Raw genomic sequence first — 12,598 nt, 5'->3', positions numbered from 1 at the left:
ATGCATTATTGATTCAATCAACATATGGAGGCGACATGGACCGCGACATGGACGGAGACATGGACCGCGACATGAACCCGCGCGGCCGCACACGGAAGGGCCGGACAGGTCCACTGACCCGTCCGGCCCTCGTCACGCGGGCGTGCCCGCCCCCGCGGCTACTTCGTCACGGCGTCCAGCGCGTCCGCGACGCCCCAGCCGTAGAAGCCGTTGTAGTTCTTCGAGCCCTCGCACACCGCGTCGACCTTGCCGTCGCCGTTGATGTCGTACGGGTTCGTGCACGGCGTGGCGTCGGCCTCCGCGTACAGCAGCGCCTTCACCAGCGCGGGCGAGGCGTGCGGGTGGGTCGACTTGATCAGCGCGGCCACCCCGGCGACGTGCGGCGAGGCCATCGACGTCCCCGCCATGTAGCCCCACTTGCCGCCGGGCAGGGTGCCCAGGATCAGGCCGCTGGTGGCCGGCGGGGCCGGGGTCTGGTAGGCGGTCGAGTCGCCGCCCGGCGCGGCGATGTCGATGACGCCGAGGCCGTGGTTGGAGAAGGACGACTTCAGGCCCTTGGCGCCGATCGACGCGACGGTCACGACGCCGGGCAGCTGGGTCGGTATGTCGTAGCACTTGGACGGGTCGACGACCCGGTCCGAGGGCGTGCCGTCGTTGGGCGACGAGGGGTCGGTGATCTCGTCGGAGGCGAGGTCGTAGTTCTCGTTGCCGGCCGCCGCGACGTTGACCGTGCCCTTGCGCTCCGCGTACCGGGTGGCCCGGGTGATGGCGTCGACGAGCGCCTTCTGGTCCGGGTCGTTCTTGCAGTTGAAGTACCAGGGGTCGGTGTAATAGCTGTTGTTGGTGACGTCGACGCCGTGCTCGGCCGCCCACACGAAGCCGCAGACCACGGCCTCCGTGTAGAAGTACCCGGCGGTGGTGGACACCTTGATGCCCGCGACCTTCACGCCCGGCGCGACGCCGCTCATGCCGACGCCGTTCTTGGCGGCGGCGATCTCACCGGCCACGTGCGTGCCGTGCGGGCTCTCCTCGGCGCTCGGCCGCCAGGCCCCGTCGGTCGTGTCGGGCTTGCCCGTGACGCAGTTGACCGAGGCGTTGCGGTCGAAGTTGGGCGCGAGGTCGGGGTGGGTGTCGTCCACGCCGGTGTCGATGACGGCGACGGTCACCTTGGAGCTGCCCAGCGACTTCTCGTGCGCCTTGTCCGCCTTGATGGCGGGCAGGTCCCACTGGAGCGGCTCCAGCGGGTCCTGCCCGGCGGCGGCCGCCTGGACGTTCTTCAGCTCCTCGGCGGTGAGCGCCTTCGGGGTCCCCATGTCGGTCGTCGACTGGGCGGGCAGCGGCGCGTTGCGGGTGTTGCCCGCGGACGTGACGCCCGGCACCTTGCGGACGGTCTTCGCGAAGTCGGGGTTCGACGAGTGGACGACGATCACGCCGATCTGCGTGTACGACGTCACGATCGTGCCACCGGCCCGCTCGATCGATCTCTTGACCGCCGCGGCGGGCAGGCGCCCGGGAGCGACGTTGACGACGTAGCTGAGGGCGGGGCCGTCCGACACGACGGGCGCGGCGGCCGGGGCGGCCGCGGCCGTGACGTTCGGCAGGAAGGCGAAGGCCGTCGCCAGGGCCGTGCCGAGCGGGAAGACGATCGCGCGGCGCAGACGGGGGTGAGGCGCAGTCATGGGTCGGTGTCTCCAGTTTCGTTCGCGGAACGGGCAGCGGGCTGTGGTGCGGAAGGGACGGCGGAGAGAGGTGATCCGGACGAGGCGGGCGATATGGAGGAAACGGATGATACGGGCGGTACGGCGGCCTCGGCGGGACCGTACGGTGCGGGAGCCTCCGCGGGCCCGCGGGGTCCCGGCGGGGAGCGGGGTCACTTCACCGCGCGCAGCGCGTTGACGACCCCGTGGCCGTAGAAGCCGTTGACCCGCTTGCCGCCCACGCAGGTCGCGTCCACCACGCCGTCGCCGTCCCCGTCGTACGGGTCGGCCGGGCAGCCCGGGTTGTCCGCCTGCGCCTTCAGCAGCGCCTGCAACTGGGCCGGGGTGGCACGCGGGTGCGTGGACTTCAGGAGCGCGGCGACGCCCGCGACGTGCGGCGCGGCCATCGAGGTGCCCTGGAGGAAGCCGTACTGGTTGTTCGGCAGCGTGGACAGGACGCGGCCGTTGGCCGACGGCGTGTCCGGGATCTGGTACTTGTCGCCGCCGGGCGCCGCCACGTCGACCACGCCCGCGCCGTAGCTGGAGTAGTACGACTTGGTGCCCTTGACGCCGGTGGCGCTGACCGTGACCACGCCCGGGAGCTGGGTCGGCACGTCGAAGCAGCGGTGCGGGTCGACCGTGCGGTCCACGGGGGTCGAGTCGTCGGGGCTGGAGTCGTCGAGGAGGGCGTCCGCGTCGAGGTCGTCGTTGGAGTTGCCCGCCGAGGCCACGTTGAGCGTGCCCTTGCGCTGTGCGTACAGCTGGGCCCTGTTGACCGAATCAACAATGGCGCGCTGGTCCGGGTCGTCCAGGCAGTTGTACAGCCATGGATCGACGTAGTAGCTGTTGTTGGTGACCTCGACGCCGTGGTCGGCGGCGAAGACGAACGCGCAGACCACGCTCTCCGGGAAGAACAGCGAGTCCTCGTCCGGCTGGGCCACGGTGATGCTCGCGACCCGCACGCCGGGCGCGACACCGGCGACGCCGACGCCGTTGCGGGCCGCCGCGATCTCGCCCGCCACGTGCGTGCCGTGGTAGTGGTCCGCGTCCGCAGGCCGCCAGGACCCGTAGGCGGTGTCCGCCTTCCCGCTGGCGCAGTTCGCCGACTGGGAGGCGGAGAAGTTGGGCGCGAGGTCGGGGTGGGTGTCGTCGACGCCGGTGTCGATCACGGCGACGGTCACCTTCCTGCTCCCCGGGTCGATCCGGGCGGCCCGGTCGGCGCCGATCGCCCGCAGGTCCCACTGGTCGGCCTCCAGCGGCTCCTGCCCCTTCGCCGCGGAGCCCGCGAGCCGCGCCGCCTGGGCCGTGGAGAGGACCTGGGCCGCGCCCTCGTCGGTGGTCGCCGCCGCCGTCACCGGGGTGGTGCGCGAGGCGCCCGCCGACTGCACGCCCCGCACCCCGCGCATCAGACGCCCGAAGTCCGGGTCGGCGGAGTGCGCGACGATCACGCCGATCTTCTCGTACGCCACCACGACGGAACCGCCCGCCGCCCTGACCGCCCTGCTCACCGACGAGACCGCCGAGGCGCCGGGGCGGGTGTTGACGAGGTAGGCGTAGGCCGGTGCGCCGGTCGTCCGCGCGGTCGGCTCCGGGTTCGGAGCGGCCTGGGCCGCCGCGGGCAGGAAGCCCAGCGAGGCGGTCAGCGAGAGCGCCACCGGTACGGCGAGGGCGAGCCGATGTCTGGAACGCAGATGAGCCATGGGGTCTCCACATCATCCGGGTACGGGACAGCCCCGGCACACAGGTGCTGTCCAGGGCAGGTACATGACGAACTCTGCTGGTCGAAGCTATCTCCCCAACTCCCTGGCCAGCAATGACCTTTCGAAGGTGACCTGGAAACGGCAAAGGGAGTTGAAAGGGAGTTGAACCTGCCCCCGTGCCCCGCCGTGCCCTTGAGCAGGGAGCACCACCCCACCTGTCCGCTGTCGCAAAAGCACCCGCAACGCGAGGAGACTCCGTGGCCACCGAGACACCGCCACCGTCGAAGACACCCGACCGACTCCCACCGACCGAGGAGTTCGTCGCGGTGCAGGAGAGCGCGGAGTTCGTCGAACTGCGCGGCTCGTACCGAGGCTTCGCCTTCCCGCTGACGGTCGCCTTCATCGCCTGGTACCTGCTGTACGTCCTGCTGTCGAACTACGCAGGCGGGTTCATGGGCACCAAGCTGTTCGGCAACATCAACGTCGCCCTGGCCCTGGGCCTCGCCCAGTTCCTCAGCACGTTCCTCATCGCCTGGTGGTACGCGCGGCACGCGGCCGCGAAGTTCGACCCCAGAGCCGAAGCCATCAAGTCCCGCATGGAGGACGGCGCATGAGCCCCGCGATCACCCTCGCCGCAGGCGGCGCGGCCTCCGAGCACCGCACGCTGATCGTCACCCTGTTCGCGGTGTTCGTCGCCGCGACCCTCGTCATCACCGTCTGGGCCGGCCGGCAGACCAAGGACGCCGCCGACTTCTACGCGGGCGGACGCCAGTTCACCGGCTTCCAGAACGGCCTCGCCGTCTCCGGCGACTACATGTCCGCCGCGTCCTTCCTCGGCATCGCGGGCGCCATCGCCCTCTTCGGGTACGACGGCTTCCTGTACTCCATCGGCTTCCTGGTGGCCTGGCTGGTCGCCCTGCTGCTGGTCGCCGAACCGCTGCGCAACTCCGGCCGCTACACCATGGGCGACGTGCTCGCCTACCGGATGCGCCAGCGCCCGGTGCGCACCGCGGCCGGCGCCTCCACCATCGTCGTCTCGATCTTCTACCTGCTCGCGCAGATGGCGGGCGCGGGCGTCCTGGTCTCGCTGCTGCTCGGCATCACCAGCGACGGCGGCAAGATCGGCATCGTCGCCCTGGTCGGCCTGCTGATGATCGTGTACGTCACCATCGGCGGCATGAAGGGCACCACCTGGGTCCAGATGGTCAAGGCCGTGCTGCTGATCGCGGGCGCCGTGCTGCTGACCTTCCTGGTCCTGCTGAAGTTCCACTTCAACGTCTCCGATCTGCTGGGCTCGGCCGCGAGCAACAGCGGCAAGGGCTCGTCCTTCCTGGAGCCCGGCCTGAAGTACGGCGCCACTGGCACCACCAAGCTGGACTTCATCTCGCTGGGCATCGCCCTGGTGCTGGGCACCGCGGGTCTGCCGCACATCCTGATCCGCTTCTACACCGTTCCCACCGCCAAGGCCGCCCGCAAGTCCGTCATCTGGGCGATCGGCCTGATCGGCGCCTTCTACCTGATGACCCTGGCGCTCGGCTTCGGCGCCGCCGCGCTGATCAAGCCCGACGAGATCATCGCCTCCAACAAGGCGGGCAACACGGCGGCGCCGCTGCTCGCCCTGCACCTCGGCGGCGTCGACTCCAACTGGGGCGCGATCCTGCTGGCCACCATCTCCGCGGTCGCCTTCGCCACCATCCTGGCCGTCGTGGCGGGCCTGACCCTGGCGTCGTCCTCGTCGTTCGCGCACGACATCTACGCGAACGTCATCAAGAAGGGCACCGCGAGCGAGAAGCAGGAGATCGGCGCGGCCCGCTGGGCGACCGTCGGTATCGGCGCCGTCTCCATCGTGCTCGGCGCCCTGGCCCGTGACCTGAACGTCGCGGGACTGGTCGCCCTCGCCTTCGCGGTCGCCGCCTCCGCCAACCTCCCGACGCTGCTCTACAGCCTCTTCTGGAAGCGGTTCACCACCTCGGGAGCCCTCTGGTCGATCTACGGCGGCCTGGTCACCGCCGTCGGCCTGGTGCTGTTCTCGCCGGTCGTCTCCGGCAAGCCCACCTCGATGTTCCCGGACGTCGACTTCCACTGGTTCCCGCTGGAGAACCCGGGCATCATCTCGATCCCGGTCGGCTTCCTGCTCGGCATCGTCGGCACCTACCTCTCCAAGGAGGAGCCCGACGCGGGCAAGTACGCGGAGCTCGAGGTCAGGTCCCTGACCGGAACGGGCGCCCACTGACCGTCCGTACCCCGCGGCCCGGCCGCGTCGTAGCTCCCTACGACGCGGCCGGGCCGTACCTCGTGGGATCGGGCCCTGTCGCTGTCACAGGCGTCGCGTAGGCTCGCAGGTGACGGATGAACGTACGGACCGGCGCGAGGAAAGGGGGCCCACGTGCTCATCGACACCTACGGCCGGACCGCCACCGACCTGCGGGTCTCGCTCACCGACCGGTGCAATCTGCGGTGCACGTACTGCATGCCCGAAGAGGGTCTGAGCTGGCTGGCCAAGCCCGATCTGCTCACCGACGACGAGATCGTCCGCCTGATCGACATCGCCGTCACCTCCCTGGGCATCGAGGAGGTCCGCTTCACCGGCGGCGAACCCCTGCTGCGGCCTGGCCTGACCGGCATCGTGGAGCGGGTCGCCGCGCTCGGCGCCCGCCCCCGGATGTCCCTCACCACCAACGGCATCGGCCTCAAGCGCACCGCGAAGGCGCTCGAGGAGGCGGGTCTCGACCGCGTCAACGTCTCCCTCGACACCCTGCGGCCCGACGTCTTCAAGGCCCTCACCCGCCGCGACCGCCTGGCGGACGTCCTCGACGGACTCGCCGCCGCCCAGGACGCCGGCCTCACCCCGGTCAAGGTCAACTCCGTCCTGATGCCCGGCCTGAACGCCGACGAGGCCCCCGACCTCCTCGCCTGGGCCCTGGAGCACGGCTACGAGCTGCGCTTCATCGAGCAGATGCCGCTCGACGCCCAGCACGGCTGGAAGCGTGAGGGCATGGTCACCGCCGACGACATCCTGGCCGCCCTGCGCACCCGCTTCGAGCTGACCCCCGAGGGCTCCGACGCGCGCGGCTCGGCCCCCGCCGAACGCTGGAGGGTCGACGGCGGTCCCCAGCGCGTCGGCGTCATCGCCTCCGTGACCCGCCCGTTCTGCGCCGCCTGCGACCGCACCCGGCTCACCGCCGACGGCCAGATACGCACCTGCCTCTTCGCCCGCGAGGAGACCGACCTGCGCGCGGCCCTGCGCTCCGGCGCCCCGGACGAGGAGATCGCCCGCATCTGGCGCACCGCCATGTGGGGAAAGAAGGCCGGTTCCGGTCTGGACGACCCGACGTTCCTCCAGCCCGACCGCCCGATGTCCGCGATCGGCGGCTGACTAGCCGGTCGCGCCCGCCTCCCACTCGGCCAGCGGCACGACGTCCTTCAGGAACCCTCGCACGCCCAGGAACTGCGACAGGTGCTCCCGGTGCTCCTCGCAGGCCAGCCACGTCTTGCGGCGGTCCGGGGTGTGCAGCTTCGGGTTGTTCCAGGCCAGGACCCACACGGCGGCGGCACGGCAGCCCTTGGCGGAGCAGATCGGGGTCTCGTCACTCACAGGATCGTCTCGCAGAGAGGGGGGTGAACACGGCTGGACGGCCGCCACACAAGGCGACGCCGAGCAGCCACGGGGGGAGCTGCCCGGCGTCGGTCCGTCGCTCCGACGGGGGATGCGGAGCGCCTACGAAGTATGTCACGGGTCACCCACGGCCCGGCACCGGAACAACATGATTGATCTGAGCTTTTCCTGAGCTTGGCGGGCGCCGACCTTCCGCTTTTCGGCCACCCGCACGGCGTCAGGCCGACTCCCTGGGACCGCTCCGCGCGCCCGGCGCACGCTCGGCGCCACCGTCCGCGCCGCCCTCCCCGAAAGCGCCGTCGGAACGCGGCGCGGCGAGCATCGGCCGCACCGGAGCGGTCACGAACGTGGTGGGCAGCCCCGGCGCGTTCTCCCGCCCGGCGTTGGCGATCACCACCGCGACGTAGGGCAGCAGCACCCCCAGCACCAACGCCACGACGGCGACGTGCCGTTCGACGTTCCACAGGGTCGCCGCGAGGATCACGGACAGGGTGCGGATCAGCATGGAGATGACGTACCGGCGCTGCCGTCCGCGGACGTCCTCGTCCAGTCCGGTACGGGCTCCGGTGATCCGGAAAACCTGGCTGTCGCCGTGCCGCTTCAGCATCACTGTCCACCATCCGCCCGCATCGGACTCTCCCGGCCCAGGCCCGGCGCCTCTCCGCTCGGTGCTTCCTCCGGGCAGCAACCACGGTACGCCGCGCCCGCCGGGACGACGAGAGCGGGGGCCCGCGCCCCCACGCGAACGGGTCACCCCGGCCGCACCGCCCTGACCCGGCCCGACGTGCGGCGGGGCGCCGACGGCCCGACACTGGGCGAAATGCTCACGTCGAGCTGAACCAGGAGGCAGCCATGGGCTGGTTGTGGGCGATCATCGTCGGATTCGTGCTGGGCCTGATCGCGAAGGCGATCATCCCGGGCAAGCAGCACAGCCCCCTGTGGCTGACGACGATCTTCGGCATGCTGGGCGCGATCGTCGGTAACGCTGTCGCGCGAGCCGCCGGAGTGGCCAACACCTCGGGCATCGACTGGACCCGCCACCTCTTCCAGCTGATCGCCGCGATCATCATCGTCGCGGTCGGCGACATGCTCTACATGGCGACGCTCGGCAAGCGCAAGCAGCAGCGCGGCCGCACCTGACCCCACCGGGGCGGTGACCGGCGCGAAAGAGCCGGCGAGGGGCGCGGACGAGGCCGGACGAGCGGCCCGCGGACCGGGCCGCCGACCGCCCGCACGGGCCCCGCGGACGACGAGAGGGGCGCGGGATCACCGATCCCGCGCCCCTCACCGCGTGCGTGCGCACCCCGTCCCGGCTACGCCCCGGTCACCTCGACGGCGGCGAGGTTGCGCTTCCCGCGCCGCAGCACCAGCCACCGTCCGTGGATCAGGTCGGCCGCGGTCGGCACCGCGTCCTCACCGGCGACCTTCGCGTTGTTCACGTAGGCCCCGCCCTCCTTCACCGTCCGGCGCGCGGCGGACTTGCTGGCCACCAGGCCGACCTCGGCGAACAGGTCCACGACGGGCGACAGCTCGCGCACCTGGATGTGCGGCACCTCGGAGAGCGACGCGGCGAGCGTCCGCTCGTCCAGGTCGGCCAGCTCGCCCTGGCCGAACAGGGCCTTCGACGCGGCGATCACCGCGGCCGTCTGGTCCGCGCCGTGCACCAGGGTCGTCAGCTCCTCGGCCAGCGCCCGCTGCGCCGCCCGCGCCTGCGGACGCTGCGCGGTCTGCTCCTCCAGCTCCTCCAGCTCCGCCCGGGAGCGGAACGACAGGATCCGCATGTAGCCGGAGATGTCCTGGTCGTCCACGTTCAGCCAGAACTGGTAGAACGCGTACGGCGTCGTCATCTCCGGGTCGAGCCAGACGGCGCCGCCCTCGGTCTTGCCGAACTTGGTGCCGTCCGCCTTGACCATCAGCGGCGTGGCCACACAGTGCGCCGACGCCCCCGGCTCCAGACGGTGGATCAGGTCGAGCCCGGCCGTCAGGTTGCCCCACTGGTCCGAGCCGCCCTGCTGGAGCGTGCAGCCGTAGCGCCGGTACAGCTCCAGGAAGTCCATGCCCTGGAGGAGCTGGTAGCTGAACTCCGTGTAGCTGATGCCCTCCTGCGACTCCAGGCGCCGGGCCACGGAGTCCTTGGTCAGCATCTTGTTGACGCGGAAGTGCTTGCCGATGTCCCGCAGGAACTCGATCGCGGAGAGCCCGGCCGTCCAGTCCAGGTTGTTGACCATGACCGCCGCGTTCTCGCCCTCGAAGGACAGGAACGGCTCGATCTGCGAGCGCAGCCTCGTCACCCAGTTCGCGACCGTCTCCGGGTCGTTCAGGGTGCGCTCGGCCGTCGGACGGGGGTCACCGATCTGCCCGGTGGCCCCGCCGACCAGCGCCAGCGGCCGCAGCCCCGCCTGCTGGAAGCGCCGCATGGTCAGCACCTGCACCAGATGGCCGACGTGCAGGGAGGCCGCGGTCGGGTCGAAGCCGCAATAGAACGTGACCGGACCGTCCGCGAGCGCCTTGCGCAGTGCGTCCTCGTCAGTGGACTGGGCCCACAGCCCACGCCACTTCAGCTCGTCGACGATGTCCGTCACGGTTCTCGTATCTCCTCGGGTGGTCTCGTGATCCGGGTACGAGGTTATACGCCCTGACTGACAGAGCTCATATTGAAATCCGGCACCCGCAGCGCGGGCATCGCGGCCCGGGTGAACCAGTCGCCCCACTCCCTGGGCAGCGTCTTCTCGGTGCGCCCCGCCTCGGTGGCCCGCCGCAGCAGCCCCACCGGCGACTCGTTGAACCGGAAGTTGTTGACCTCCCCGGTCACCTCGCCGTTCTCGACCAGGTACACGCCGTCCCGGGTCAGCCCGGTCAGCAGCAGCGTCGCCGGGTCCACCTCGCGGATGTACCAGAGGCAGGTCAGCAGCAGCCCGCGCTCGGTGGACGCGACCATCTCCGCCAGCGAACGGTCGTCACCCCCGTCCAGGATCAGGTTGTCGACGGTCGGCGACACCGGCAGACCGGTCAGGGCCGCGCTGTGCCGGGTCGTCGTCAGCCGGGACAGCTCGCCCTCGCGGATCCACTCGGTCGCCCCGATCGGCAGCCCGTTGTCGAACACCGACTCGTCGCCGCCCGAGGAGTGCGCGAGCACGAACGGCGCCGACTCGAGACCGGGCTCGGACGGGTCGCTGCGCAGGGTCAGCGGCAGCTCCGCGAGCCGGTCGCCCAGCCGCGTGCCGCCACCGGGCTGCGAGAACACCGTCCGGCCCTCCACCGCGTCCCGGCCCGACGCCGACCAGTACTGGTAGATCAACAGGTCGGCTACGGCCGTCGGCGGCAGCAGCGTCTCGTACCGCCCGGCGGGCAGCTCCACCCGCCGCTCGGCCCAGCCGAGCCGGACGGCCAGCTCGGCGTCCAGGGCCGCCGGGTCGACGTCCTTGAAGTCCCGGGTGGCCCGTCCCGCCCACGCCGAGCGGGCGCGGTCGGGCGACTTGGCGTTCAGCTCCAGCGTGCCGTTGGGCTGGTCGTGCCGCAGCCGCAGCCCCGTCGAGGTGCCGAGGTAGCTGGTGACCAGCTCGTGGTGGGCGAAGCCGTACAGCTCACGGCCGCCCGCACGCGCGCGTGCGAACGCCTCCCCGAGGGCGGGCGCGAACTCCGCGAAGACCGCCGACGTCGTCTCGCCCGGCCCGTCGGTGAAGTCGGGCGACAGCGGGACGCCGGTCACCAGCGGCTGCGCGTCCTCGGCCGGACCCGCGCCGCGCGCGGCGGCCTCCGCGGCCCGCACCAGCGGCTCCAGCTCGTCCGCGGTGACCGCGGACCGCGAGACGACACCGGAGGCGGTGCCCCGGCCGCCGTCCACGGTCGCGACGACGGTGAGCCTGCGCCCGCGGGTGACCCCGTTGGTGGTGAGCGCGTTGCCCGCCCACCGCAGGTTGGCGGACGACTGCTCGTCGGCGATCACGACGCAGCCGTCGGCGGTGGACAGCTCCAGCGCCCGCTCGACGATCTCGTGCGGCGTGGACGTACGGGCGCTCATCGACCGGCCTCCTGCGTGGTGTTGAGGATGTTGACGCCCTTGAAGAGAGCGGACGGGCAGCCGTGCGAGACGGCGGCGACCTGGCCCGGCTGCGCCTTGCCGCAGTTGAACGCGCCCCCCAGGACATAGGTCTGCGGACCGCCCACGGCGGCCATCGAGCCCCAGAAGTCGGTGGTGGTGGCCTGGTAGGCGACGTCCCGCAGCTGCCCGGTGATCCGGCCGTTCTCGATCCTGAAGAACCGCTGACCGGTGAACTGGAAGTTGTACCGCTGCATGTCGATCGACCAGGACCGGTCCCCGACCACGTAGATCCCGCGGTCGACCCCGCCGATCAGGTCCTCCGTGGAGAGGCCCGCCGGATCGGGCCGCAGCGACACGTTCGCCATCCGCTGGACCGGCACGTGCCCGGGGGAGTCCGCGAACGCGCACCCGTTGGAGCGCTCGAACCCGGTCAGCCGCGCGATCCTGCGGTCGAGCTGGTAGCCGACCAGGGTGCCGTCCTTGACGAGGTCCCAGGACTGCGCCTCGACGCCCTCGTCGTCGTAGCCGACGGTCGCCAGGCCGTGCTCGGCGGTGCGGTCGCCCGTGACGTTCATCAGCTCGGAGCCGTACCTGAGCCTGCCGAGCTGGTCGAAGGTGGCGAACGAGGTCCCGGCGTAGGCCGCCTCGTACCCCAGCGCGCGGTCCAGCTCGGTGGCGTGCCCGATGGACTCGTGGATCGTCAGCCACAGGTTCGACGGGTCCACGACCAGGTCGTAGAGGCCCGGCTCGACGCTCGGCGCGCGCATCTTCTCGGCCAGCAGCTCCGGGATGCGCTCCAGCTCGCCGTCCCAGTCCCAGCCGGTGCCGGTCAGGTACTCCCAGCCGCGTCCGGCGGGCGGCGCCACCGTGCGCATCGAGTCGAACTCGCCGCTCGACTCGTCCACCGACACGGCCGAGAGCTGCGGATGCAGCCTGACCCGCTGCTGCGTCGTCACGGTGCCCGCCGTGTCCGCGTAGAACTTGTTCTCGTGCACGGTGAGCAGCGAGGCGTCGACGTGGTTGACCCCGCGCGCGCCGAGCAGCCGCGCGCTCCAGTCGGCCAGCAGCGCCGACTTCTCCTCGTCGGGCACGGTGAACGGATCGATCACGTACGACGACGTCCAGGTCTTCTCGGGGTGCACCGGCTCGTCCGCCAGCTCCACCCGCTCGTCCGACCCGGCCGCCTTGATGACCTGCGCGGAGAGCTTGGCCATCGCGACGGCCTGGGAGGCGACGCGGGCCGCCGCGTCCATCGTCAGATCGACGCCGGACGCGAACCCCCACGTCCCGCCGTGCACCACCCGCACCGCGTACCCGAGGTCGGTGGTGTCCGAGGACCCGGCGGGCTTGGCGTCCCTGAGCCGCCAGGACGCGCTGCGCACCCGCTCGAACCGGAAGTCGGCGTGCTCGGCGCCGAGCGCACGCGCGCGGGCCAGCGCGGCGTCGGCGAGGGCGCGTAGCGGCAGCGCCGTGAAGGCTTCGTCGATGGAATGAGGCACCGAGGTCTCTCCCTGCCTGTCGTGACCGGTGGTCGCTCCGATGA

Annotated in this window: 11 protein-coding genes; 4 read left to right on the top strand and 7 right to left on the bottom strand. The window is 71.4% G+C overall.

Going from position 1 to position 12,598, the window contains the following annotated elements:
* Positions 1 to 158: 158 nt before the first annotated feature.
* Both GA0115242_RS38370 and GA0115242_RS38365 read right to left on the bottom strand, forming a co-directional pair.
* On the bottom strand, positions 159 to 1,679 hold the full coding sequence (locus GA0115242_RS38370) for a S8 family peptidase (protein ID WP_093836285.1): 1,521 nt from the start codon (positions 1,677 to 1,679) through the stop codon (positions 159 to 161).
* Positions 1,680 to 1,870: 191 nt separating this feature from the next.
* A complete protein-coding gene (locus GA0115242_RS38365; protein WP_093836284.1) occupies positions 1,871 to 3,397 on the bottom strand; it encodes a S8 family peptidase in 1,527 nt (508 codons plus the stop codon).
* A gap of 257 nt (positions 3,398 to 3,654) precedes the next feature.
* Between GA0115242_RS38365 and GA0115242_RS38360 the strand changes: the two genes are divergently transcribed.
* The 3 genes from GA0115242_RS38360 (at position 3,655) to moaA (ending at position 6,773) form a co-directional block, all read left to right on the top strand.
* Complete coding sequence (locus GA0115242_RS38360) at positions 3,655 to 4,011, top strand: DUF485 domain-containing protein (protein ID WP_093836283.1); 357 nt, start codon at positions 3,655 to 3,657, stop codon at positions 4,009 to 4,011.
* Positions 4,008 to 5,630: a solute symporter family protein gene (locus tag GA0115242_RS38355; protein WP_093836282.1), complete on the top strand. Its 1,623-nt coding sequence runs from the start codon at positions 4,008 to 4,010 to the stop codon at positions 5,628 to 5,630. Before GA0115242_RS38360 ends, GA0115242_RS38355 begins: the two co-directional genes overlap by 4 nt.
* Positions 5,631 to 5,783: 153 nt before the next feature.
* On the top strand, positions 5,784 to 6,773 hold the full coding sequence (moaA, locus tag GA0115242_RS38350; RefSeq protein ID WP_093836281.1) for a GTP 3',8-cyclase MoaA: 990 nt from the start codon (positions 5,784 to 5,786) through the stop codon (positions 6,771 to 6,773).
* Here the strand turns inward: moaA and GA0115242_RS38345 are convergent, their stop codons facing one another.
* Together GA0115242_RS38345 and GA0115242_RS38340 are read right to left on the bottom strand one after the other, a co-directional pair.
* Positions 6,774 to 6,992, bottom strand: coding sequence for a hypothetical protein (locus GA0115242_RS38345; RefSeq protein WP_370672353.1), 219 nt, complete (start codon positions 6,990 to 6,992; stop codon positions 6,774 to 6,776).
* A 238-nt stretch (positions 6,993 to 7,230) separates the two neighbouring features.
* The gene (locus GA0115242_RS38340; RefSeq protein WP_093836280.1) at positions 7,231 to 7,620 is read right to left on the bottom strand and encodes a DUF3099 domain-containing protein; all 390 of its coding nucleotides are present in this window, start codon (positions 7,618 to 7,620) and stop codon (positions 7,231 to 7,233) included.
* 245 nt (positions 7,621 to 7,865) lie between these two features.
* Between GA0115242_RS38340 and GA0115242_RS38335 the strand changes: the two genes are divergently transcribed.
* Positions 7,866 to 8,153: a GlsB/YeaQ/YmgE family stress response membrane protein gene (locus tag GA0115242_RS38335; RefSeq protein ID WP_093836279.1), complete on the top strand. Its 288-nt coding sequence runs from the start codon at positions 7,866 to 7,868 to the stop codon at positions 8,151 to 8,153.
* Between the two features lie 173 nt (positions 8,154 to 8,326).
* Here GA0115242_RS38335 and tyrS read toward each other — a convergent pair whose 3' ends face one another.
* The 3 genes from tyrS to GA0115242_RS38320 are packed head-to-tail and all read right to left on the bottom strand — an operon-like array spanning position 8,327 to position 12,554.
* Positions 8,327 to 9,595, bottom strand: a complete 1,269-nt coding sequence (gene tyrS, locus GA0115242_RS38330) for a tyrosine--tRNA ligase (protein ID WP_093836278.1) — start codon at positions 9,593 to 9,595, stop codon at positions 8,327 to 8,329.
* Positions 9,596 to 9,639: 44 nt separating this feature from the next.
* Positions 9,640 to 11,034, bottom strand: a complete 1,395-nt coding sequence (locus GA0115242_RS38325) for a metallopeptidase TldD-related protein (protein ID WP_093836277.1) — start codon at positions 11,032 to 11,034, stop codon at positions 9,640 to 9,642.
* Positions 11,031 to 12,554, bottom strand: coding sequence for a TldD/PmbA family protein (locus GA0115242_RS38320; RefSeq protein ID WP_093836276.1), 1,524 nt, complete (start codon positions 12,552 to 12,554; stop codon positions 11,031 to 11,033). Before GA0115242_RS38320 ends, GA0115242_RS38325 begins: the two co-directional genes overlap by 4 nt.
* Positions 12,555 to 12,598 lie beyond the last annotated feature (44 nt).

The organism is Streptomyces sp. SolWspMP-5a-2, from assembly GCF_900091845.1.
GTDB classification, from domain to species: domain Bacteria; phylum Actinomycetota; class Actinomycetes; order Streptomycetales; family Streptomycetaceae; genus Streptomyces; species Streptomyces doudnae.
The sequence above is the reverse complement of the archived record's forward strand: the minus strand, read 5'-3'. Positions and strand labels throughout refer to the sequence as shown.